Here is a 23,882-nt window from a genome sequence, read left to right as displayed (position 1 = left end):
TTATCTGGCCTCGCGTATTGAAATTTCAGGATATTCCAATGAATCAAATCGACCGACTGCTCGGTATTATGCAGCGCCTGCGCGACCCGGAAAACGGTTGTCCCTGGGACAAAGAGCAGACATTCGCCACTATTGCCCCTTACACCCTCGAAGAAACCTATGAAGTGCTGGACGCAATTGCGGAAGACTTCGACGACCTGCGTGGAGAGCTGGGTGACTTGCTGTTCCAGGTGGTGTTTTACGCCCAGATGGCGCAGGAAGAAGGACGTTTCGATTTCAATGATATTTGCGCCGCCATCAGCGATAAGCTTGAGCGTCGCCACCCACATGTTTTTGCTGATGTTTCTGCCAGTAACAGCACTGAGGTGTTGACCCGCTAGGAGCAGATCAAAAGCGAAGAACGCGCCCAGAAGGCGCAGCATTCCGCACTCGACGATATTCCCCGTAGTTTACCGGCGTTAATGCGCGCCCAAAAAATCCAGAAACGCTGCTCTAATGTTGGCTTCGACTGGAAAACATTAGGACCGGTTGTCGACAAGGTTTACGAAGAGATCGATGAAGTCATGTTTGAGGCGAAGCAGGCTGTTGTCGACCAGGCTAAACTGGAGGAGGAAATGGGCGACCTGCTGTTTGCTACGGTCAATATGGCTCGGCATTTAGGCACTAAAGCAGAGACCGCATTGCAAAAAGCGAACGAGAAATTTGAGCGCCGTTTTCGTGAGGTTGAGCGAATTGTAGCGGCTCGGGGTCTGGAAATGACTGGTGTTGATCTGGAAACTATGGAAGAAGTCTGGCAACAGGTAAAACGGCAGGAAATTGATCTCTAAGGGATTTCGTCGGTCAAGGGCGATTTGTGTGATTTTTTAAATAACAAGCGCTTGATTTACGTCAAAAACATTTACCCCAAAGGGGCTATTTTCTCACTCCCGATGTTTATGTGAGCCTGGTGAAGAGGAGGAATAATGAAAGTTTGTGGCGCTCGTCATGTTCGGGTATACTACTTTCCCGTCTTGGTAATTCCATCGTTTCACCCTAACTTCTCAGGTCCAGCATGACAACGAACTATATTTTTGTGACCGGCGGGGTCGTATCCTCTCTGGGTAAAGGCATTGCCGCAGCCTCCCTGGCAGCCATTCTTGAGGCTCGTGGCCTCAACGTGACCATGATGAAACTGGATCCGTACATCAACGTCGATCCAGGTACTATGAGTCCAATCCAACACGGGGAAGTGTTCGTTACTGAAGACGGCGCTGAAACCGACCTGGACCTGGGTCACTATGAGCGTTTCATTCGTACCAAAATGACTCGCCGCAATAACTTCACTACCGGTCGAATTTACTCCGATGTCCTGCGCAAAGAGCGCCGTGGCGACTATCTGGGTGCAACCGTACAGGTTATCCCGCACATCACCAACGCGATTAAAGAGCGTGTCCTTGCCGGTGGCGAAGGTCATGACGTCGTTCTGGTTGAAATCGGCGGTACGGTCGGTGATATCGAATCCCTGCCATTCCTGGAAGCGATTCGCCAATTAGCGGTAGATATCGGTCGTGAACACGCGCTGTTCATGCACCTGACTCTGGTTCCTTACCTGGCCGCTGCCGGTGAAGTCAAAACTAAACCGACTCAGCACTCGGTAAAAGAGTTGCTGTCTATCGGTATCCAGCCTGACATTCTGATCTGTCGTTCCGATCGCGCGGTTCCGGCCAACGAACGTGCAAAAATTGCATTGTTCTGTAACGTGCCAGAAAAAGCCGTTATTTCAATGAAAGATGTCGATTCCATCTATAAAATTCCAGGCCTGTTGAAATCCCAGGGCCTTGACGATTATATTTGTAAACGATTCAGCTTGAACTGTCCGGAAGCTAATCTGTCAGAATGGGAACAGGTTATCTACGAAGAAGCGAATCCGGCAGGCGAAGTGACTATCGGTATGGTCGGCAAGTATATTGAACTGCCGGATGCCTATAAGTCAGTTATCGAAGCATTGAAGCACGGTGGTCTGAAGAATCGTGTCACCGTCAACATTAAGCTGATCGATTCGCAAGATGTCGAAACGCGCGGCGTTGAGATCCTGAAAGGTCTTGATGCAATCCTGATCCCTGGCGGCTTCGGCTACCGTGGTGTTGAAGGTAAGATCGCGACAGCGCGCTTTGCGCGTGAAAACAATGTTCCTTATCTGGGTATTTGCCTGGGTATGCAGGTTGCGTTGATTGAGTTTGCACGTAACGTAGTGGGTATGGATAACGCCAACTCCACGGAATTTGTGCCAGACTGTAAGTACCCGGTGGTGGCCCTGATTACCGAATGGCGCGATGAAGACGGCAACGTTGAAGTCCGTACCGAGAAGAGCGATCTGGGCGGCACAATGCGCCTTGGCGCCCAGCAGTGTCAGTTGAGCGACGATAGCCTGGTTCGTCAGCTGTACGGCGCGCCGACAATTGTTGAACGCCATCGCCACCGTTACGAAGTCAACAATATGCTGTTGAAACAGATTGAAGCTGCGGGTCTGCGTATTGCAGGCCGTTCCGGTGATGATCAGTTGGTCGAGATCATTGAGGTACCGAATCATCCGTGGTTCGTGGCCTGTCAGTTCCACCCGGAATTTACTTCCACGCCACGTGATGGGCACCCGCTGTTTGCCGGCTTTGTGAAAGCCGCCAGTGAACATCAGAAGCGTCAGGCGAAGTAAGAAGTAAAAAAGTTAGAACGGCAATGCACCCATCCGGGTGCATTGTTTGTCTGGAGTTTTAGTTTAACTTGTACTGAGGAAAATCTAATGTCCAAAATCGTTAAAATCATCGGTCGTGAAATCATCGACTCCCGTGGTAACCCGACTGTTGAAGCCGAAGTACACCTGGAAGGTGGTTTCGTTGGTATGGCAGCAGCTCCGTCAGGTGCTTCTACTGGTTCCCGCGAAGCACTGGAACTGCGCGACGGCGACAAATCCCGTTTCATGGGTAAAGGCGTACTGAAAGCTGTTGCAGCTGTTAACGGCCCAATTGCTCAGGCTCTGCTGGGTAAAGATGCTAAAGATCAGGCTGGCATCGACAAGATCATGATCGATCTGGACGGTACTGAAAACAAATCCAACTTCGGTGCAAACGCCATCCTGGCTGTGTCCCTGGCGAACGCCAAAGCAGCAGCTGCTGCTAAAGGCCTGCCGCTGTATGCACACATCGCTGAACTGAACGGTACTCCGGGCAAATACTCCATGCCGGTTCCGATGATGAACATCATCAACGGTGGTGAGCACGCTGACAACAACGTTGACATCCAGGAGTTCATGATTCAGCCGGTTGGCGCTAAAACCCTGAAAGAAGCCGTACGTATGGGTTCTGAAGTGTTCCATAACCTGGCTAAAGTTCTGAAAGCTAAAGGTATGAACACTGCAGTGGGTGACGAAGGCGGCTACGCGCCGAACCTGGGTTCCAACGCTGAAGCTCTGGCTGTAATCGCTGAAGCGGTTAAAGCAGCTGGCTACGAGCTGGGCAAAGACATCACCCTGGCGATGGACTGTGCAGCTTCTGAATTCTACAAAGACGGTAAATACGTTCTGGCTGGCGAAGGCAACAAAGCATTCACCTCCGAAGAATTCACTCACTTCCTGGAAGAACTGACCAAACAGTACCCGATCGTGTCCATCGAAGATGGTCTGGACGAGTCTGACTGGGACGGTTTCGCATACCAGACTAAAGTTCTGGGCGACAAAATCCAGCTGGTTGGTGACGATCTGTTCGTAACCAACACCAAGATCCTGAAAGAAGGTATCGAAAAAGGCATCGTTAACTCCATCCTGATCAAATTCAACCAGATCGGTTCTCTGACCGAAACTCTGGCTGCGATCAAAATGGCGAAAGACGCTGGCTACACCGCTGTCATCTCTCACCGTTCTGGCGAAACTGAAGACGCTACCATCGCTGACCTGGCTGTTGGTACCGCTGCAGGCCAGATCAAAACCGGTTCTATGAGCCGTTCTGACCGCGTTGCTAAGTACAACCAGCTGATTCGTATCGAAGAAGCTCTGGGTGAACAAGCGCCGTACAACGGTCGTAAAGAGATCAAAGGTCAGGCGTAATCCTGTTCTTTAACTCTTAACGTAAAAACCCGCTGCGGCGGGTTTTTTTATGCCGCTAAACTAAAGCAGTAGCGGTAAGGTCGCACTGGCGGTTTTCTGGCTCACATCACTGTACTTTTCATCCAGAGCAATCAGTGACGTGGTGAGCAGTTCTACCAACAGCATCACTCCCACCTTGGCGTTTAGCGCACCAGCACTCAACGGACCTTCTGGTTTGGCTGCGACCAGTTGAATATCACTCAGCGAAGCCAACGGACTGCGCGGCGTATTACTCAACGCCAGTACGCGCGCGCCTTGCTTACGCGCCAGTTTAACGACATGCAGCAGATCGCGCGTGGAGCCTGAGCTGGAAATCGCCACCACGAGCGTGTCTTTGCTTAGCGTTGTGGCGTTCATGGCTGCGCGATGCATATCGCTGAACATTTGTGCGGGTTTGCCCAAGCGCAGGAGTTTGTAATGTAAATACTCCCCCAGAATGGCGCTGGCCGCTACGCCATAAATCTGTACCGACTGCGCCTGATGCAGCGCAAGAGCGGCTGCTTCAAGTAATGCTCTGTCGAGTAATTTTGCGGTGTCCTGCAGTGCTTGCACGGATTCATTGACCACATTGTCAATTTCATCCCCGCTGTGCTCTACCGGCTGTTCTTGCTGGAGATCGAGTGCCAGCGCCATTTTGAACTCGTTATAGCCCTTACACCCCAGCGTACGGCACAGCCGTGTGACGCTAGCTTCGCTGGTGTCGCTTTCACGCGCCAGTTCGGTAATCGTTAGGTAGACAACTTTTGCCGGATCGCTTAGCACAAACTCTCCCAGCTTCTGTTGTGTTCGGCTATATCCGTCAACGCTCTGGCGCAATCTCAGCAGCAGGTTTTCATTTTCTGACATGCAAAATCCTTAATGCGTTTCTCTGCTGATAGTGTGGCGGAAAGCAGGGGAGAGATGCCAGTCATTTTAAAAAAGTATGATCGGCTTCCTTGTTTTTGATGATGATTTTCATTTATAAAAATAATTATGGTAAAAATTTTCATCACTAGTCGGGGAGATGAAAAAATGATGCAAATGTTTAGCGGCGCCTCATCGGGTGCATGGTTTGAAAAAGCGCAGCGCTTCGGCAAATCCTTCATGCTGCCGATTGCGGTATTGCCCGCCGCGGGACTGTTGTTAGGGATTGGCGGCGCACTGTCGAATCCAAACACATTGACGGCTTATCCGTTTTTGGATGTCGACTGGTTGCAGGCAATCTTCACAATCATGACCAGCGCCGGTTCTATTGTGTTTGCCAATCTTTCGGTGTTGTTCGCAGTGGGTGTCGCTGTAGGACTGGCGAAAACGGATAAAGGTACCGCCGGGCTGGCGGCATTGCTGGCATTTTTGGTGATGAATGCCACTATCAATGCCTTATTGACCCTCAACGGGACACTGGCGCACGAGAACCCGGGTGCCGTTGGCCAGGGGATGACGCTGGGTATTCAGACGCTGGAAACGGGCGTGTTTGGTGGGGTGGTTATTGGTCTTGTCACCTGCGCGCTGCATAGCCGTTTCAATAAAGTCTCACTACCTCAGTTCCTTGGTTTCTTCAGCGGTTCGCGCTTTGTACCGATTATTAGCTCCCTTGCCGCGATTGTCGTGGGGGCTGTCATGACAGTGGTTTGGCCGCATTTCCAGAAACTCATTTTTGGGCTGGGTGGTCTGGTGGATGCGACGGGTTATCTGGGGACACTGTTGTACGGCTTCATCCTGCGTATGCTTGGCCCACTGGGTTTACACCATATCTTTTATTTGCCGTTCTGGACGACGGCGCTTGGCGGTAGCGAAATCGTCAACGGCCAGTTGGTTGAAGGTACGCAGCGGATTTTCTTTGCCCAACTTGCCGATCCGAATACGCAGCAGTTCTATGCGGGCACCTCGCGCTTTATGTCCGGGCGATTCATTACCATGATGTTTGGCCTGCTTGGCGCATGCCTGGCGATGTACCACACTGCCAAGCCGGAGAACAGAAAGCTTGTCGCCGGCCTGCTGTTGTCGGCAGCCCTGACCTCTTTCCTGACGGGGATCACTGAGCCTATCGAGTTCTCCTTCCTCTTTGTGGCTCCCGTGTTATATGTCATTCACGCCTTCTTCGATGGCCTGGCGTTTATGATGGCTCATATTTTACATATCACTATTGGGCAAACTTTTTCGGGTGGGCTTATCGATTTCCTCCTCTTCGGCGTCTTACAAGGGGAAGCTAAAACCAACTGGATGTACGTTCCCATGGTGGGGATACCGTGGTTCTTCCTTTACTACTTTACCTTCCGCTATTTGATTAACCGCTTTGGCTGGCTGACACCTGGGCGTGAAAACGTAACCCCAATTGAATCCGATCTGCCTCAAAGTGAACGCGCAGCGGCAGTCATCTCTGGGCTGGGAGGCAAAGAGAATCTGGAAGAGGTGGACTGTTGCGCCACACGCTTACGCGTGACGGTGAAAGAGAGCAGCAAGGTAGATGAAGCGGCGCTGAAAGCGACCGGAGCACGTGGCGTTATTATTCGCGGTAAAGGTGTTCAGGTGATTTATGGCCCGCATGTCACCATCATTAAAAACGAAGTCGAAGAGATCTTATCGTAATGAAAACTGTACTGGATTGCCTGAAAGGTAAATTAATCGTCTCCTGTCAGGCGCTGGAAAATGAGCCTCTGCACAGTCCATTTATTATGTCGCGTATGGCGTTGGCGGCAGCACAGGGCGGTGCGGTAGGTATCCGTGCGAACAGCGTGGTGGATATTCGCGCTATCAAAGAGATCGTCTCACTGCCGGTGATTGGGATTATCAAGCGCGATTATCCGGGTAGTGATGTGTTTATCACGGCCACCCTGCAGGAAGTGGATGAGTTGATGACCGTTGAGCCGGAAATTATTGCTCTGGACGCGACAGCGCGCCCGCGCCCTGGTGGGCAAACGCTGGAAGAACTGGTCGCACAAGTCCGCGCTCGCTACCCGTCCGTACTGCTGATGGCGGATATCGCCACTGTAGACGAGGCGGTGACCGCCGAGCGTCTGGGGTTTGACTGCGTGGGCACTACGCTCTACGGCTATACCGCTGACACTGTCGGGCATGTGCTGGCGGAAAACGACTGCGGTTTTTTACGTGAGGTGTTGGCTGCGGTCAGCATACCGGTCGTGGCGGAAGGAAACGTCGATACCCCGGAACGTGCTGCACGTTGCCTGGCATTAGGTGCCCATACCGTGGTGGTTGGAGGGGCTATCACGCGTCCGCAGCAGATTACGGCACGCTTTGCCGCGGCGATCGCCGCGTAAAGCATCGATGGGGCATGATACTTTGGCGGGGATCTGCGATAATTATCGTTTATCCCCATATTGAGAGCGCTATGCAGTACCCGATTAACGAGATGTTCCAGACCCTGCAAGGTGAGGGTTACTTTACCGGCGTCCCCGCCATTTTTATTCGTTTACAGGGATGCCCGGTTGGCTGTGCCTGGTGCGATACCAAACACACCTGGGATAAGCTTGAGGATCGGGAAGTTTCCCTGTACAGCATCCTGGCTAAGACCAAAGAGAGCGATAAATGGGGCGCGGCGAGCAGCGAGGATCTGCTGGCGGTCATTGTGCGTCAGGGCTATACCGCCCGTCACGTGGTGATAACCGGTGGCGAGCCCTGCATTCATGACCTGATGCCGCTGACAGACCTGCTGGAAAAGAACGGCTTTAGCTGCCAGATTGAAACCAGCGGTACCCACGAAGTGCGCTGTACGCCGAATACCTGGGTGACCGTATCGCCGAAGGTGAATATGCGCGGCGGTTATGATGTGCTGTCGCAGGCGCTGGAGCGTGCGAATGAAATCAAACATCCGGTTGGTCGCGTTCGCGATATTGAAGCGCTGGATGAACTGCTGGCTACGTTGAGCGACGACAAACCGCGTATCATAGCCTTACAGCCAATCAGCCAGAAAGAAGATGCCACGCGTTTGTGTATTGATACCTGTATTGCGCGTAACTGGCGTCTGTCGATGCAGACCCATAAATATCTGAATATTGCCTGATGATAATGGGTTTATCGGCCTGCATTGAGTGCTACATGCAGGCCGGACAACCTTATGCGTTCGACCAGCTCTGAATCGAATTAACGTTATCCTGGCCGCCATGCAGTACTTCATACGACTTTTTCAGGATCACATCGGTGTGCTGGGTTAAATCGCGGAAAATCCCTTTGTTCAGCGCGTCATAGCGTCTGGCGTTGCTTTCTATTGGTGTGAATACATCTTTCACCCGCACCATTTTTTCTATCGCGGTCTCATAGTTCGGATAGAGACCAAGCCCTACCGCCGTGTTAATTGCCGCGCCCAGGCTGGCGCAACCGTTAATGGCATTCCGTCTTGCTGGAAGATTGAACACGTCGGCAAAAATTTGCATGAATAGATCGCTGTTTGAACCACCGCCCGTAATGATCACTTGTTTAGCGAAGTGATTCATTTCATTACACATATTGTCGTAATTGTTTTTCAGCGTCAGCGCAACGCTTTCCAGAATAGAGCGGTAAATCCAGGCGTAGTCCATGCTGGAGTCAAAGCCAATCATGATCCCACGTTTGAACGGTTCCCAGGGATTGGTCAGCCAGTCCAGGACGGTCATCAGGCCATTGCAACCGGGTGGTACGCTGGCCGCTTTCTTATTCAGCAAATCTTCCGGCGACAGATCCTGTGCTTTCGCCTCCTGGATTAGTGATTCCCCCAACATATCCCGCAGCCAACTGACCGTCCACATCCCTTTGCGAATACCATAGCCTTCGTAGAGCAGCGTTTGCGGAATCGAAGACATAATTGGCCAATAAGCGATTGGATCTTTGGGCAGCGCTTTGCCGTTCATCATCAGGGCGATATAGGTGCCTAATGAGATAACCGCGGTTTCGTCGTCCAGCAATCCTGCGCCCAGGGCCTCTACCGGTTTGTCGCTGGTGGTGCAAACCACCGGTAATCCTGCCGGGAAGCTGGTCGCTTTCGCCGCTGCATCCGTCAGGTGCCCGAGCACGGTTCCCGGCATCTGCACCTCGAACAGCATCCTGCGCGGGATATTGAATTTCTTCACCACCTCCGGGTCGTCGCTCCATGTCCAGGTTTTGTAATCCACCGGCCACTGACCAAAGTAGTTGGCGATATTGTCTTTAAATTCACCGGTTAAGCGATGTGACAAATAACCTGAAAATGAGGTGACGTAAGCCACATCAGGATTGGCGTGCTCATAGGGGCGGGTGACGCGTGCGTCCTGCCAGCTGATCAATGGCGCAGCGGGCGTGCCGTCAGCTTTGAGCAATGCGCGACAGCAGCGAATGGAGCCCAGACCAATTCCGACAATGTCTTTTGGATCTCCCGCGAACTGGCTCATTAAGTCTTTGCCAGCAAAACACAATGAAGCCCATAAATCGTCGTCCGGATGCTCTGCCGTATCGGCGTCGGGAGTAAACATCGGTTGCAGGAGACCTTTTCCTTCACACACCACGTTACCTTCCAGATCGTACATCACTACCTTGGTACTCTGACTTCCGCCATCAATTCCAATGATGTATTTCTTTGACATTGTCATTCTCCTTTAATTTTCCATCTTCACTCGCCGGAGGTTTCTGCGGCCAGTGAGGTTATCTTTTCCGGTGCGGCGTTGTTGGTGCGAATTTTGCGAAACAATAAGAACGTGAAGAGGATGACCATGCACAGCGCTGCCAGCCCCATCAGCCACATATTGCGATAGGCTTGTGCCGCCGGGAGCGTATCTTGCCAGTGGCCGACAATCGGATAGACGAACACGTCGGGCAGAAAACCGATCACCGAGCAGATCCCTACGGTGGTTCCCATGATGTAAGAAGGGGTTCTGGCCTCGCCGGGACAGGCCCAGTAAAGCCCGCGCGAGGCGTAGCAGGTGAAGCCCAGCAGCAGAATCAGGCCGATCCCCATAACCACGGACTGCGGATTTGAGTTCGTCACCAGCAGGGCAATCAGCGCAGCGGCGCCGACAATTGAAAGCAGTTGCACCACGCGCGTTGGCGACTTAATTTTGCTGTAGGTGGTGATGATGCCGCCCAGTGGCCCACAGATAGCCCGGAAGATCTTGTTGATGACGATCCCCATGTAGCTCGCCGCGACCAGCGACATGCCGTACATTTCAGTCAGATAGTTGGTGGAGTAGCTGAGAATGGCGTAGATCGTAAAGACGCCAAAAATAACCATGCTGCAATACCAGGTGGTGCTGATACGCAGCACGGCGATGATATCTTTGAGCTGAAACGCCTGCTTATCCTCTTTCGCACCGTGGCTGCGGCTGTTGCCATCGTTCACGAAGAACCAGCACAAAATTCCCAACAGGATGTAAACCACGCTATAAATCAGGATCACGGCCTTCAGGCTGTTGCTGTCGTCCGGTGCGAAGCGAGAAAAGACCCACATGGTAAATACCGCCAGCGACATGACGCCGACGCCGCGCAGGCCTTCCATCCAGCCCATGATTTTCCCTTGTTCACTGTGATCCCCCAGCAGCGAGGCGGCTTTAATTGATACCGACCACAGCATCAGGATTGTCGTGATGGCAAATGCGACCTGAATACAGAGCATGACCCACAGCGGTGGATAGGTCATCATCAGCAGACCGAGCAAGCCGGTAATTATCATGGCTGAGGTGATCATTTTGCGATGGGAGAATTTATCGGCAATAACGCCGCTGGGCGCATACAGAATAATAGCGGCAACGCCAAAGGTACTCATTATTAATCCAATTTCGGTATTGCTAAACCCCATGAATTTTGCCATGGGAATTTGATAGATATAACGTAAATAGGCTAAATCAAAACTAACGCCACCACTGAAACTAATAATGGCGAGTGTTATCCAACGGCGATATGAGGATTGTTGCATATCGGGCTCTCATTTTATGCAGACAAAAAAAAGAGAAAAGTAAACCGCCCTTTCAGGTGGATTACTTTTCTCAGGTCTCTAGTAATTGCGCTTAGAAATAACATGGAAGTGTGGGTTATAGTGTGAGAATAATCACGCTTCTTGTTTTTAGTCATCAATACAAAATGAACAAAACATCTGTGATTTTGATCACGTTAGATAATTTCTCGTTATGCTAAAAATTCATTCCAGTTACCAGAGATAATGAGAAAGGTGACTTCCCTCTAGCGGGGGAAGTTGCCTTTCTTTTTTTTTGCCTAAAGGAATTTGGAGCCAGCTATGTCAATCGAATCTCTCAATGCATTCTCAATGAATTTTTTCTCCCTGAAAGGGAAAACGGCGATCGTAACGGGTGGCAACAGCGGTCTGGGTCAGGCTTTTGCGATGGCGCTGGCGAAAGCCGGGGCGAATCTGTTTATCCCAAGTTTTGTAAAAGATAACGGTGAAACGAAAGAAATCATTGAGAAACAGGGTGTTGAAGTTGAATTCATGCAGGTGGATATCACCGAGAAAGGTGCCCCGCAGAAGATTATTGCCGCCTGCTGCGAGCGTTTTGGCACCGTTGATATTCTGGTGAACAACGCCGGAATTTGTAAGCTGAATAAGGTACTGGACTTTGGTCGTGCGGACTGGGATCCGATGATTGACGTCAACCTGACGGCAGCGTTTGAACTGAGCTACGAAGCGGCAAAAATTATGATTCCGCAAAACAGCGGTAAAATTATAAATATCTGTTCTTTGTTCTCTTATCTTGGCGGACAGTGGTCTCCGGCTTATTCAGCGACAAAACATGCGCTTGCTGGTTTTACCAAGGCGTATTGCGATGAATTGGGGCAATATAATATTCAGGTTAACGGTATCGCACCGGGATATTATGCAACGGATATTACGCTGGCTACGCGCAGCAATCCGGAAACGAATCAGCGCGTATTGGATCATATCCCGGCTAATCGTTGGGGCGATACCCAGGATTTAATGGGGGCTGCGATATTCCTTGCCAGTCAGGCTTCTAATTATGTTAACGGTCATTTACTGGTCGTCGATGGCGGTTATTTAGTTCGCTAATATCTACCTATAGTTTCTGTATTATTAATTGTTCTGCTAATTATCAGGAAGGAATAGCTATGCCTTTATCTCGCGAAGCGATTGTTGACCAGTTAAAAGAAATTGTTGGGTCCGAACGCGTAATTACCGATGAAACGGTATTAAAGAAAAACAGTATTGACCGCTTTCGTAAATATGCCGACATTCACGGCGTTTACACGCTGCCCATTCCGGCGGCAGTGGTAAAACTCGGTTCGACAGAGCAGGTTTCCCGCGTTCTGGCGTTTATGGACCAACATAAAATCAATGGGGTTCCGCGTACCGGCGCATCCGCGACGGAAGGGGGTCTGGAAACCGTCGTCAAAGACTCTGTGGTCCTTGACGGGACAGGGATGAACCAGATCCTAAGCATTGATATTGAAAATATGCAGGCGACCGCTCAATGCGGCGTGCCGCTTGAGATTCTGGAAAATGCATTGCGCGAAAAAGGGTATACAACTGGGCACTCGCCGCAGTCTAAGCCGCTGGCGCAGATGGGCGGCCTGGTTGCAACCCGCAGCATCGGGCAGTTCTCCACTCTTTACGGTGCCATTGAAGATATGGTCGTGGGGCTGGAGGCGGTGCTGCCGGACGGCAAGGTAACCCGCATCAAGAACGTGCCACGCCGGGCTGCCGGGCCGGACATTCGCCACATCATCATTGGGAACGAAGGCGCGCTGTGCTATATCACTGAAGTGACGGTGAAAATCTTCAAGTTCACGCCGGAAAATAACCTTTTTTACGGCTACATTCTGGACGATATGAAAATCGGTTTCGATATCCTGCGTGAAGTGATGGTGGAAGGCTACCGTCCTTCGATTGCACGCCTATATGACGCCGAGGATGGCACCCAGCACTTCACTCATTTTGCTGACGGGAAATGCGTGTTGATCTTCATGGCTGAGGGCAATCCGCGAATGGCGCAAGCCACTGGCGAGGGCATTGCGGAGATCGTCGCGCGTTATCCACAGTGTAAGCGTGTGGACAGCAAGCTGATTGAGAACTGGTTTAACCATCTGAACTGGGGCCCGGAAAAAGTGGCTGCCGAACGCGTACAGATCCTGAAAACCGGCAATATGGGCTTTACGACGGAAGTTTCCGGCAGTTGGAGCTGCATCCATCAAATTTACGAAAACGTGATCCATCGTATCCGCACTGAATTCCCACACGCGGATGACATCACCATGCTGGGCGGTCACTCTTCCCATAGTTATATCAACGGTACCAACATGTACTTTGTGTATGACTACAACGTGGTGGACTGCAAGCCGGAAGAGGAGATTGATAAGTACCACAACCCGCTTAACAAGATTATTTGCGAAGAGACGATCCGTCTTGGCGGCTCAATGGTGCATCACCACGGCATCGGCAAGCATCGTGTTCACTGGAGCAAGCTGGAACATGGCAGCGCGTGGCCGCTGCTGGAAGGTCTGAAACGTCAGTTTGATCCAAACGGCATTATGAACACGGGAACGATCTACCCGATTGAGAAATAAACATCAGCTGGCTTCCTGATCGGGAAGCCACAATTTTACCGGACAGGGGTAGAAATGAACACTTCACCGGTGCGAATGGACGATTTACCGCTTAACGGTTTTCACTGTCGTATTGCCGCCTTGACCTTTGGTGCTCACCTTACCGACGGCTATGTTCTTGGCGTTGTCGGCTATGCCATTATTCAGTTAACACCTGCCATGCAGCTCACACCGTTTATGGCCGGGATGATTGGCGGCTCGGCGCTGCTCGGGTTGTTTCTCGGTAGTCTGGTGTTGGGCTGGATTTCAGACCACATTGGTCGACAGAAGATCTTCACTTTCAGCTTTGTGCTGATCACTATCGCCTCTTTTTTACAGCTTTTCGCCACCTCGCCGGAACAGCTTATTGGTTTACGTATTCTGATTGGGATTGGGCTGGGAGGCGATTATTCCGTAGGGCACACTCTGTTGGCCGAATTTTCTCCACGACGACATCGGGGAGTGTTACTGGGGGCGTTCAGCGTGGTATGGACCATCGGCTATGTGCTGGCAAGCCTGGCGGGACACCACTTTATTACCGAAAGCCCGGATGCCTGGCGCTGGCTGCTGGCGTCGGCGGCGCTGCCTGCACTATTGATTACCCTGCTTCGCTGGGGGACGCCGGAATCGCCTCGCTGGCTGCTGCGCCAGGGGCGTTTCGCGGAAGCCCATGCCATTGTTCACCGCTATCTTGGGCCGCACGTATTGCTCGGCGACGAGGTTTCTGCGGCGTCCGGGAAACATATCAAAACGCTCTTTTCCCCTCTCTACTGGCGGCGAACCGCGTTTAACAGCGTCTTTTTTGTTTGTCTGGTGATCCCGTGGTTTGTTATCTACACCTGGCTGCCTACCATTGCCGGGACCCTCGGCCTGGAGGATGCGCTCACCGCCAGCCTGCTGCTGAATGCGTTGTTAATCGTTGGCGCACTGCTGGGGCTGGTATTAACACATCTGCTGGCGCACCGCCGGTTTCTGCTTGGGAGTTTTTTTCTGTTGGCTGCCACGCTGGTGGTGATGGCTTGTCTGCCATCTGGTAGCTCGTTGACGCTGCTGCTTTTTGTCCTGTTCAGCACCACAATTTCTGCGGTCAGTAATCTGGTAGGGATCCTTCCTGCTGAAAGCTTCCCGACGGATATCCGCTCGCTGGGCGTGGGTTTTGCGACGTCGATGAGCAGACTTGGCGCGGCAATCAGCACCGGCCTGCTGCCCTGGACGCTGGCGCAATGGGGGATGCAGGTCACGCTGCTGCTGCTGGCTGGCGTGCTCCTCATTGGATTTGTGGTGACCTGGCTATGGGCACCGGAAACGAAGGCATTGCCGTTGGTGGCGGCCGGAAGCGTGGAGAAAAGACAGGGAGGAGCAAATGAACATTCTGTTCGCGTTTAAGGCCGAACCAGACTCCAGCATGTTGGCGGAAAAAGACTGGCTGGCGGCGACGGAAGATACCCGGGGCCCGGACACCGCGCTGCTGCGCTGTTCTCCTGGTGCCGATGAGCAGGCGGCTGCAGCATTACTGCTGGCGCAACGTCGTGAAGGTTGTGATATGACGTTAACCGCACTAAGCATTAGCGATGAACGTGCGATTCATTGGTTGCGCTATTTTGCCGCGCTGGGTTTTGATAAGCCGGTGTTGCTGGAAACGACGGCGGATCTGCGCTTTGCGCCGGAATTCATTGCCCGGCAAATAACTGACTGGCAGCGTCATCACGGCGCGGATTTGATTATCACTGGCTGTCAGAGTAGCGAAGGGCAGAACGGGCAAACGCCATTTTTGATGGCTGAAATGTTGGCCTGGCCCTGCTTTACCCAGGTGGAGCGTTTTACGCTGACGCCGCCTTTTGTTGTTGTCGAACAGCGAACGACAACCGGGTTACGCCGCTGCCGGGTGCGGCTTCCGGCAGTGATTGCCGTCAGGCAATGTGGTGAAGTTGCGCTTCCCGTCCCCGGAATGCGTCAGCGTCTGGCGGCGGCAAAAGCGGCAATTTTACGTCAGCCAGCGTCCAGTGATGAAACTCCGAACGTGCAATGTCAGAAGCTGGCGCGACCGGCGCAGCGGCGCAGCGCCACGCTTATCGACGGCGCGACGGCGCAGGAAAAAGCGCGGATATTGTGGAATGATTATTTGCGCCAGAGGATGCAGCCATGAAGATCGTTGTGATTACGGAATCGGGTGAATGCGCTGCACTGGCAGGCTGGATTGCAGAAAACGCGCTTAATGCAGCAGAACTGGAACGCTGGACTCTAGACCCGATGCCGGACGTGGCGGAGCAGGTGCTGGACGCGCTGGCGACGCAGTGGTTGCTGACGCCAGCCGACATCCTGATTTTTCCGGCGGGTGCGCTGGGGGATGAGCTTGCGACGCGGCTGGCCTGGCGTCTGCACGGCGGCAGCGTTTGCCAGGTGCAGACGCTGGATGCGCAACAGGGGCTGGTGACGAAATCCCACTGGGGGAATGCGCTGACGGCCCGGCTACAAATCACCGCGCGTCCCTTGTGCCTTTCACTGGCGCGACAACCGGAAACGAGCGCGTCGGGCAACGCGCTGCCAGCGATGGTGGAGCGCCGGATTGCCTCCACCACACCTCCGGGCTGGCTGGATAGCGTAGAAAGCATCGACCGTGTTACAGCTCATCCTTTGTTGCAGGCCGGGCGTGTGCTGGTGGTAGGGCAGGGAAGAAGTGACGCCGATGCCGAAAAAATTACCGCTCTTGGTAAGGAGTTTGGTGCCGAAGTGGGATACAGCCGTGCACGGGTGATGAATGGCGGCTTTGATGCTGAGCGCGTGATTGGGATCTCAGGTCATCTGCTTGCGCCGGATGTCTGCATTGTCGCGGGGGCATCCGGCGCGGCGGCGCTAATGGCCGGGGTTCGTCAGAGCCGGTTCGTCGTGGCGATAAACAGTGACGCCAGAGCGCCGGTCTTTTCACAGGCGGATGTCGGCATTGTGGATGACTGGCTGCCGGTGCTGGAGGCGTTGGCAGCCATCGCAGAAAATTAATTCAGGGGCAGGCCGGATCAGGTGTTTACACCGCTATCCGGCACCTCGGGTTAATGCAGCTTTTTCGCTAACGTCCAGACGTCGGTGTTGGTAGTTGAAAGTGCTGCTACACCAGCTTTCATCGCATTGCGAGCGTCCTCTTCATCGCAAACCAGACCACCGGCAATCAACGGCTGGCGTATTTTTTCCGTCACCCATCCCAGCACTTTTGGCATGCATCCCGGCAGGATTTCAATACAGTCCGGGTTCGACTGTGCGACCTGCTTATCAATGTTGTGAAAAGAGATAGAGTCGACGATAAACAGGCGATGAATACAGAAAAAGCCCTCCGCCCGCGCGGCTTTCAGCATCGACGCTTTGGTACTGATGATGCCGTCGGCCTCGGTGACCAGCTTCAGAAACTGGATCACCACCTCTTTATTAGACGCGCCCTCCAGCAGATCAACGTGGATAAATGCGTATTTACCGGCAGTTTTAATCTTCTTCACGATATGGCTGATGGTGCAGATATTGCCGTACAAAACAGAGATGAACTGGCATTCGGAATCGATGGCTAATTGCAGACTGGCGTTGTCTTTCACCGCGGCAATGACCGGATTCTGGCGGAGCAGGTGTAACAGGGGCATAAATTATCCTATTAAATTATCCAAATCGGTAAGTGATGCCAAAGCCGGACGCGGGGTAGCGCCACTGTTGCAGCGTTTTTTCATCACACAGCAGTCGACAGGTGCCGCACTCCAGGCAGCCGCGAAAGTTGACCCGTAGCTCACCTTCCGCCGTAAGAGAAAACAGTCCGGCGGGGCAGGATGCGATCAGCCGTTGTGCCGTTTCGCTGTCAACAACGGTCGCAGGAACAATATGTGAAATGTCGGCGGGACGCCAGACGTTACGGGCTACAGACATCGTAAGCTCCTGATGATATCGCCTGCCAGATGACGCAGGCCGTGACGACGAAACTGACGCCAGACAATCTGGCGCAGCGGGGCTACCGGGCGGACGCCCTGATGCCAGATTTCACGGGAAATAGCCTCCATCAGCATGGGCCATTGGCGATACCATCCGGGGCGCTGGAGCAACTCCGGAACATCCCGGTAACGTTGTAGAACGTCCCACAGCAGGCTGTGCTGGATGTCGTGGTGATAAGCCGGAAACAAATTTTGCGGCTCGCGTTTCTGACAGGCGTTAATCAATGTTTGCGCCGCCGCCTGAGCACCAATGAGCGCCATATCCATGCCGCGAACGGAGAAACCGGTATTCACACAGCTGCGTAGCGCATCGCCCACCAGCAGCCAGCCGTCTCCGGCGTACTGTACGGGCAGGCTGTGCAGGCCGCCTTCTGGTACCAGATGTGCGCCATATTCCAGCGTTTCGCTGCCTCTGAGCAGCGGATGTAATGCCGGATGCGTCTTGAGCCGCTCCAGCAGTTCAGCCGCCGGGACATCGCTCTGTGCCAAAGAGGAGAGCGGACAAACCACGCCCAGAGAGAGCGTCTCCTGATTGGTATAGAGAAACGCGCCGCCGGGAAGTTCGCCACAAATATTGCCACTGAACAGCATTGCCGCGCCTTCGTCATTGGATAAGCGGAAACGTTCCTCAAGTAACGATTTATCCAGCGCCAAAGTCTCTTTAATGCCTAATGCCATTGCGGTTGTCGAGGGACGCGGCAGGAATCCGTAGCGCTCGGCCAGCACGCTGTTTGCCCCTTCCGCCAGTACCACATAACGGGCGCGCAGCGTCTCGTTATCGGCAATGACGCCGCAGGCTCTGCCCTCTTCGATATGGAGCGCCTCGACCGTCACACCGCTGATAAACTGTACGCCTTCGGCCTCGGCCTGGGCGACAAACCACGGGTCGAAGCGGGCGCGCAGCAGGCTCCATGAGTCTCCATCCGGTTGCAGGCTGGAGTACGTCGTTGCGCCATCGCGAGTTAACAGCGAGAGATTTTCCTGGGTAATTCGGCGTTCAAGTGGGGCTGAATGTTGGAAGTGGGGAAGAAGTTCACCGAGCGCGTGAGTATACAGACGCCCGCCTGAAAGGTTTTTACTGCCGGGAAGCTCGCCGCGTTCAATAAGCAAAACTGACAGTCCTGCTCGCACGCAGCGTAAAGCACAAGCGGTGCCCGCTATCCCTGCACCGATAATAATAATATCGAAATCGTCAGACATGTTGTGCTCCAGATATCCAGAGCACATAACCCTAACAGAGTGTTAGTTAAGTAAAATTGACCGTCGCCACAGACGATACAATCATTCCCCGCGATACACGCAGCCTGCTGTGCAGGTCTCTTTCACCATTACGGCACTCAGCAGAGGGACAACCGGTTTAACCTGATCCCAAATCCATTTGGCCAGTACTTCACTGGTTGGGTTTTCTAAGCCAGGAATATCGTTCAGATAGTAGTGATCGAGTCTGTTGTAAGTTGGCTTAAACGCGGCTTTTAACTCAGAAAAATCCATGATCCAACCGGTATGCGGATCGACTTCACCGGTAATTTCAAGACGCACCATAAATGAGTGACCATGCAGGCGGCCACACTTATGCCCTTCCGGTACATGCGGCAGGCGGTGAGCGGCTTCGAAGGTGAAATCTTTAAACAAGGTGGTGGACATTTTTTACTCTCAAGAATGCGAAAAACCGCCGTAGGGTACCGTAAAGAGCGAATTTTATCATTAGTTAAAAGGGCGCTGAGTATCAGAACGACCTATTCATGATGGTAATATTTAATAATTATTGATATATCATATGGTTATCCAATCTGTTTTGCTGTTAATAACTATAACTAAAACAGGTTAGTTCATTTGGTTATTTGTTATTTCTATCCCTTCTTTAATTGTTACTATCCCCGCCGTTAACCTTATCTTCAGTTTGGGTTTTATTGCTGAAATCCGCTTTGCTTACTGGAACATGACAACGCATGACGACACAGGCCCCACCTTCCGCTCTGCTACCGCTAAACCCGGAGCAACTGGCACGCCTTCAGGCGGCCACGACCGATTTCACTCCCGCACAGCTTGCGTGGGTTTCTGGCTATTTTTGGGGCGTGCTGAATCAGCAGCCAGGCAGCAATGCGGCGACTCCTGCGCCTGCTGCTGAAATGCCTGGCATTACGCTTATCTCCGCCTCGCAAACCGGTAATGCGCGTCGTGTGGCGGAAGCCCTGCGCGATGATCTGATCGCTGCAAAGCTCAACGTCACTCTCATCAATGCTGGCGACTATAAATTCAAACAAATCGCCAATGAGAAATTGCTGATCGTAGTGGCGTCGACGCAAGGGGAAGGTGAACCGGCGGAAGAAGCCGTAGCGTTGCATAAATTCCTGTTCTCGAAAAAAGCGCCGAAGCTCGATAACACCGCTTTTGCCGTGTTTGGTCTTGGTGACACTTCTTACGAGTTTTTCTGTCAGTCAGGAAAAGACTTCGATGCAAAACTGGCTGAGCTGGGCGGAGAACGTTTGCTTGACCGCGTGGATGCCGACGTCGAATACCAGGGCGCAGCAGCCGAATGGCGTGCCCGTCTGGTTGATGTCCTGAAAGCGCGTGCGCCTGCGGCATCGTCTGTGCAAGTTGCTGCGAGCGGTGCGGTAAACGAAGTACACACCAGCCCGTACACCAAAGAAGCGCCACTGACGGCGTCGCTTGCGGTGAATCAGAAAATCACTGGTCGCGACTCGGAAAAAGATGTGCGCCATATTGAAATCGATCTCGGCGACTCCGGTCTGCGCTACCAGCCGGGCGATGCCTTAGGAGTCTGGTATCAGAACGATCCGGCACTGGTCAAAGAGCTGGTTGAATTGCTGTGGCTGAAAGGAGATGAGCCGGTCACGGTTGACGGCAAAACCCTGTCGCTCACCGAAGCGCTGCAGTGGCATTTCGAGCTGACGGTTAACACCGGCAATATCGTCGAGAACTACGCCACTTTAACCCGTAGCGACTCTCTGCTGCCGCTGGTGGGCGACAAAGCGCAATTGCAGCATTACGCCGCAACCACGCCAATCGTCGATATGGTGCGCTTCTCCCCAGCGCAACTGGACGCCCAAACGTTGGTTGATCTTCTGCGCCCGCTGACGCCGCGTTTGTATTCTATTGCCTCTTCTCAGGCGGAAGTGGAAAGCGAAGTGCACGTCACCGTGGGCGTGGTGCGTTATGACATTGAAGGTCGGGCCCGTGCTGGTGGCGCGTCCAGTTTCCTCGCCGATCGCGTGGAAGAAGAGGGCGAAGTGCGCGTGTTCATCGAACACAACGATAACTTCCGCCTGCCGGCTAACCCGCAGACACCGGTGATTATGATTGGACCGGGCACGGGGATTGCGCCGTTCCGTGCATTTATGCAGCAGCGTGCGGCTGACGGAGCCGAAGGCAAAAACTGGCTGTTTTTTGGCAACCCACACTTTACCGAAGATTTCCTGTACCAGGTGGAATGGCAGCGTTACGTCAAAGAGGGCGTGCTGAGCCGCATCGATCTCGCCTGGTCGCGCGATCAAAAAGAAAAAGTCTACGTACAAGATAAACTGCGCCAACAAGGTGCGGAACTGTGGCGCTGGATAAACGACGGTGCCCACATTTATGTCTGCGGCGACGCCAATCGCATGGCGAAAGACGTTGAGCAGGCTTTGTTGGAAGTGATTGCCGAATTCGGTGCTATGGATATCGAAGCGGCGGATGAATTTTTAAGTGAGCTGCGCATTGAGCGCCGTTATCAGCGAGATGTCTACTAATGAGCGAAAAATACCCAGGACCGTTGGTGGTCGAAGGCAAGCTGTCCGACGCTGAGCGTATGAAGCTGGAAAGCAACTATCTGCGCGGTACGATTGCCGAAGATTTAAACGACGGCCTGACCGGCGGCTTCAAAGGCGATAACTTCCTGCTGATCCGTTTTCACGGTATGTACCAGCAGGATGACCGCGATATCCGCGCCGAACGAGCCGAGCAAAAGCTGGAGCCGCGTCACGCGATGCTGCTGCGCTGCCGTCTGCCGGGTGGGGTGATCACCACCAAACAGTGGCAGGCGATCGACACGTTCGCCCATGACAACACAATTTACGGCAGCATTCGTCTGACCAACCGTCAGACCTTCCAGTTTCACGGCATTCTGAAGAAGAACGTTAAGCCGGTACACCAGATGCTGCATTCGGTCGGGCTGGACGCGCTGGCGACCGCCAACGACATGAACCGTAACGTTCTGTGTACCTCTAACCCGTACGAGTCCGAGCTGCACGCCCAAGCCTATGAATGGGCGAAGAAGATCTCCGAACATCTGCTGCCGCGTACTCGCGCCTATGCAGAAATTTGGCTGGATCAGGAGAAGGTAGCGACCACCGACGAAGAGCCGATCCTCGGTCAAACCTATCTGCCGCGTAAGTTTAAAACCACGGTCGTAATCCCGCCGCAGAACGACATCGATCTGCACGCCAACGATATGAACTTCGTGGCGATTGCCGAAAACGGCAAGCTGGTGGGCTTTAACCTGCTGGTCGGCGGTGGTTTGTCGATTGAGCACGGCAATAAGAAAACCTACGCCCGCACCGCGAGCGAGTTCGGCTATCTGCCGCTGGAGCACACCCTGGCGGTAGCAGAAGCTGTGGTGACAACGCAGCGCGACTGGGGTAATCGTACCGATCGTAAAAACGCCAAAACTAAATACACGCTTGAACGCGTTGGTATCGACACGTTCAAAAAGGAAGTGGAGCGTCGCGCGGGTATTAAATTTGAGCCGATCCGCCCGTACGAGTTCACCGGTCGCGGCGATCGTATTGGTTGGGTAAAAGGGATCGACAATAACTGGCACTTGACGCTGTTTATTGAAAACGGCCGTATCCTGGATTATCCGGGCCGTCCGCTGAAAACCGGCCTGCTGGAGATCGCGAAGATCCACCAAGGGGATTTCCGCATCACCGCCAACCAGAACCTGATCATTGCTGGTGTGCCGGAAAGCCAAAAAGCGAAGATCGAGAAGCTGGCTCGCGATCACGGATTGATGAATGCGGTGAAGCCGCAGCGTGAAAACTCGATGGCCTGCGTGTCGTTCCCGACCTGTCCGCTGGCGATGGCGGAGGCCGAACGTTTCCTGCCATCGTTCACTGATAAAGTGGAAGCTATTCTCGAAAAACACGGCATTCCTGACGAGCATATCGTGATGCGCGTTACAGGCTGCCCGAACGGCTGCGGCCGCGCGATGCTGGCGGAACTGGGCCTGGTGGGTAAAGCGCCGGGGCGCTACAACGTACACCTTGGCGGTAACCGCATGGGCACGCGCATTCCGCGTATGTATCGCGAAAATATTACGGAATCGGAAATTCTCGACTCCGTTGACGAACTGGTTGGGCGCTGGGCGAAAGAGCGCGAAGCGGGTGAAGGCTTCGGTGATTTTACGGTGCGTGCGGGCATCATTCGCCCGGTGCTCGATCCCGCCCGGGATTTCTGGGAGTAACCACGAGAGGTAATTATGTCCGTACTCGATCTAAACGCCCTTAATGACCTGCCAAAAGTCGACCGCATTCTGGCGCTGGCGGAAACCAACGCACAGCTCGAAAAGCTGGACGCCGAAGGGCGCGTGGCGTGGGCGCTGGAAAACCTGCCTGGTGAATATGTACTGTCATCAAGCTTTGGTATCCAGGCGGCAGTAAGCCTGCACCTGGTGAATCAGGTTCACCCGGATATCCCGGTGATCCTCACCGATACCGGCTATTTGTTCCCGGAAACCTACCAGTTTATTGATGAGTTAACAGACAAGCTCAAGCTTAATCTGCAAGTCTACCGGGCGAAGGAGAGCGCGGCCTGGCAGGAAGCGCGCTACGGCAAACTGTGGGAGCAGGGCGTTGAAGGCATTGAGAAATACAATGAGATCAACAAAGTCGAGCCGATGAACCGCGCGCTTAAAGAACTCAATGCGCAAACCTGGTTTGCCGGTCTGCGCCGCGAACAGTCGGGCAGCCGGGCGCATTTGCCGGTGCTGGCTATCCAGCGCCGCGTGTTTAAAGTGCTGCCGATCATCGACTGGGACAACCGTACCGTTTACCAGTACCTGCAAAAGCACGGCCTGAAATACCATCCACTGTGGGATCAGGGCTATCTGTCAGTTGGTGATACCCATACCACCCGCAAATGGGAGCCGGGTATGGCGGAAGAAGAGACGCGGTTCTTCGGATTGAAGCGCGAGTGCGGGTTGCACGAGGGGTGATAGTCTCATCAGCACCGGAAAATAGAGGGAAATATTTCTGGTGCTTATTTATATAATTCATCTTATTCATATTTATTATTATCTTGCATAAATACTTTATTTT

19 protein-coding genes and 2 pseudogenes are annotated in these 23,882 nt (G+C 53.2%); 14 read left to right on the top strand and 7 right to left on the bottom strand.

Annotation, left to right across the window (positions count from 1 at the left end; translation table 11 throughout):
* Nucleotides 1–38: 38 nt before the first annotated feature.
* The 3 genes and pseudogenes from mazG (at nt 39) to eno (ending at nt 4,075) form a co-directional block, all read left to right on the top strand.
* Nucleotides 39–827 (top strand): annotated as a pseudogene (gene mazG / locus GPJ68_RS19770) (nucleoside triphosphate pyrophosphohydrolase).
* A gap of 224 nt (nt 828–1,051) precedes the next feature.
* Nucleotides 1,052–2,689 carry a glutamine hydrolyzing CTP synthase gene (pyrG, locus tag GPJ68_RS19765; RefSeq protein ID WP_016154233.1) on the top strand — a complete coding sequence of 546 codons (1,638 nt, stop codon included), beginning with the start codon at nt 1,052–1,054 and terminating at the stop codon, nt 2,687–2,689.
* Nucleotides 2,690–2,776: 87 nt separating this feature from the next.
* Nucleotides 2,777–4,075 (top strand): phosphopyruvate hydratase, encoded by a 1,299-nt coding sequence (gene eno, locus GPJ68_RS19760; RefSeq protein WP_003034129.1) that lies wholly within the window; start codon nt 2,777–2,779, stop codon nt 4,073–4,075.
* Between the two features lie 60 nt (nt 4,076–4,135).
* Here the strand turns inward: eno and GPJ68_RS19755 are convergent, their stop codons facing one another.
* Nucleotides 4,136–4,960, bottom strand: a complete 825-nt coding sequence (locus tag GPJ68_RS19755) for a MurR/RpiR family transcriptional regulator (protein ID WP_049040365.1) — start codon at nt 4,958–4,960, stop codon at nt 4,136–4,138.
* Nucleotides 4,961–5,125: 165 nt separating this feature from the next.
* Here GPJ68_RS19755 and GPJ68_RS19750 point away from each other — a divergent pair, with 165 nt between their 5' ends.
* From GPJ68_RS19750 to queE, 3 genes are all read left to right on the top strand, one after another.
* Nucleotides 5,126–6,682 carry a maltose/glucose-specific PTS transporter subunit IIC gene (locus GPJ68_RS19750; RefSeq protein WP_104651252.1) on the top strand — a complete coding sequence of 519 codons (1,557 nt, stop codon included), beginning with the start codon at nt 5,126–5,128 and terminating at the stop codon, nt 6,680–6,682.
* The gene (locus GPJ68_RS19745) at nt 6,682–7,371 is read left to right on the top strand and encodes an N-acetylmannosamine-6-phosphate 2-epimerase (protein ID WP_016154230.1); all 690 of its coding nucleotides are present in this window, start codon (nt 6,682–6,684) and stop codon (nt 7,369–7,371) included. Before GPJ68_RS19750 ends, GPJ68_RS19745 begins: the two co-directional genes overlap by 1 nt.
* Nucleotides 7,372–7,442: 71 nt before the next feature.
* On the top strand, nt 7,443–8,114 hold the full coding sequence (queE, locus tag GPJ68_RS19740) for a 7-carboxy-7-deazaguanine synthase QueE (protein ID WP_016154229.1): 672 nt from the start codon (nt 7,443–7,445) through the stop codon (nt 8,112–8,114).
* Nucleotides 8,115–8,166: 52 nt separating this feature from the next.
* On the opposite strand, the gene GPJ68_RS19735 is transcribed toward queE, so the two are convergent.
* Nucleotides 8,167–9,645 carry an FGGY-family carbohydrate kinase gene (locus GPJ68_RS19735; RefSeq protein WP_104651253.1) on the bottom strand — a complete coding sequence of 493 codons (1,479 nt, stop codon included), beginning with the start codon at nt 9,643–9,645 and terminating at the stop codon, nt 8,167–8,169.
* Nucleotides 9,646–9,671: 26 nt separating this feature from the next.
* Nucleotides 9,672–10,970, bottom strand: coding sequence for a nitrate/nitrite transporter (locus tag GPJ68_RS19730; RefSeq protein ID WP_103284164.1), 1,299 nt, complete (start codon nt 10,968–10,970; stop codon nt 9,672–9,674).
* Nucleotides 10,971–11,288: 318 nt separating this feature from the next.
* Here GPJ68_RS19730 and GPJ68_RS19725 point away from each other — a divergent pair, with 318 nt between their 5' ends.
* The 5 genes and pseudogenes from GPJ68_RS19725 to GPJ68_RS19705 all read left to right on the top strand — a co-directional run bounded on the left by GPJ68_RS19725 (nt 11,289) and on the right by GPJ68_RS19705 (nt 16,603).
* Nucleotides 11,289–12,074, top strand: a complete 786-nt coding sequence (locus GPJ68_RS19725) for an SDR family oxidoreductase (RefSeq protein WP_016154226.1) — start codon at nt 11,289–11,291, stop codon at nt 12,072–12,074.
* Nucleotides 12,075–12,133: 59 nt separating this feature from the next.
* Nucleotides 12,134–13,588 (top strand): FAD-binding oxidoreductase, encoded by a 1,455-nt coding sequence (locus tag GPJ68_RS19720; protein WP_172860687.1) that lies wholly within the window; start codon nt 12,134–12,136, stop codon nt 13,586–13,588.
* A 45-nt stretch (nt 13,589–13,633) separates the two neighbouring features.
* Nucleotides 13,634–14,992 (top strand): annotated as a pseudogene (locus GPJ68_RS19715) (MFS transporter); the annotation flags it as partial.
* Complete coding sequence (locus GPJ68_RS19710; protein ID WP_104651256.1) at nt 14,970–15,752, top strand: electron transfer flavoprotein subunit beta/FixA family protein; 783 nt, start codon at nt 14,970–14,972, stop codon at nt 15,750–15,752. The pseudogene GPJ68_RS19715 and the gene GPJ68_RS19710, both read left to right, overlap by 23 nt.
* Nucleotides 15,749–16,603, top strand: a complete 855-nt coding sequence (locus GPJ68_RS19705; protein WP_016157339.1) for an electron transfer flavoprotein subunit alpha/FixB family protein — start codon at nt 15,749–15,751, stop codon at nt 16,601–16,603. Before GPJ68_RS19710 ends, GPJ68_RS19705 begins: the two co-directional genes overlap by 4 nt.
* 50 nt (nt 16,604–16,653) lie before the next feature.
* Here the strand turns inward: GPJ68_RS19705 and GPJ68_RS19700 are convergent, their stop codons facing one another.
* The 4 genes from GPJ68_RS19700 to queD form a co-directional block, all read right to left on the bottom strand.
* Nucleotides 16,654–17,229, bottom strand: a complete 576-nt coding sequence (locus GPJ68_RS19700; RefSeq protein ID WP_016154221.1) for a glycerol-3-phosphate responsive antiterminator — start codon at nt 17,227–17,229, stop codon at nt 16,654–16,656.
* Between the two features lie 16 nt (nt 17,230–17,245).
* Nucleotides 17,246–17,506 (bottom strand): ferredoxin family protein, encoded by a 261-nt coding sequence (locus tag GPJ68_RS19695; RefSeq protein WP_016154220.1) that lies wholly within the window; start codon nt 17,504–17,506, stop codon nt 17,246–17,248.
* Nucleotides 17,497–18,768 carry an FAD-dependent oxidoreductase gene (locus tag GPJ68_RS19690; RefSeq protein ID WP_104651257.1) on the bottom strand — a complete coding sequence of 424 codons (1,272 nt, stop codon included), beginning with the start codon at nt 18,766–18,768 and terminating at the stop codon, nt 17,497–17,499. Before GPJ68_RS19690 ends, GPJ68_RS19695 begins: the two co-directional genes overlap by 10 nt.
* Nucleotides 18,769–18,849: 81 nt before the next feature.
* A complete protein-coding gene (gene queD, locus GPJ68_RS19685; protein WP_016154218.1) occupies nt 18,850–19,212 on the bottom strand; it encodes a 6-carboxytetrahydropterin synthase QueD in 363 nt (120 codons plus the stop codon).
* Between the two features lie 305 nt (nt 19,213–19,517).
* Here queD and cysJ point away from each other — a divergent pair, with 305 nt between their 5' ends.
* The 3 genes from cysJ to cysH are packed head-to-tail and all read left to right on the top strand — an operon-like array spanning nt 19,518 to nt 23,779.
* Entirely contained in the window at nt 19,518–21,317 is a 1,800-nt protein-coding gene (gene cysJ / locus GPJ68_RS19680) for an NADPH-dependent assimilatory sulfite reductase flavoprotein subunit (RefSeq protein ID WP_075847516.1), read from the top strand.
* Nucleotides 21,317–23,029 (top strand): assimilatory sulfite reductase (NADPH) hemoprotein subunit, encoded by a 1,713-nt coding sequence (gene cysI / locus GPJ68_RS19675; RefSeq protein ID WP_104651258.1) that lies wholly within the window; start codon nt 21,317–21,319, stop codon nt 23,027–23,029. The genes cysJ and cysI overlap by 1 nt, the downstream gene beginning before the upstream one ends.
* 15 nt (nt 23,030–23,044) lie before the next feature.
* Nucleotides 23,045–23,779: a phosphoadenosine phosphosulfate reductase gene (gene cysH, locus GPJ68_RS19670; protein ID WP_104651259.1), complete on the top strand. Its 735-nt coding sequence runs from the start codon at nt 23,045–23,047 to the stop codon at nt 23,777–23,779.
* The last annotated feature ends 103 nt before the right edge of the window (nt 23,780–23,882 follow it).

Origin of the sequence: Citrobacter sp. 172116965 (genome assembly GCF_013458095.1) — a bacterium.
Taxonomy (GTDB): Bacteria; Pseudomonadota; Gammaproteobacteria; order Enterobacterales; family Enterobacteriaceae; genus Citrobacter; species Citrobacter braakii.
Note: the sequence above shows the minus strand (reverse complement) of the source record. Positions and strands in the feature narration are given on the sequence as shown.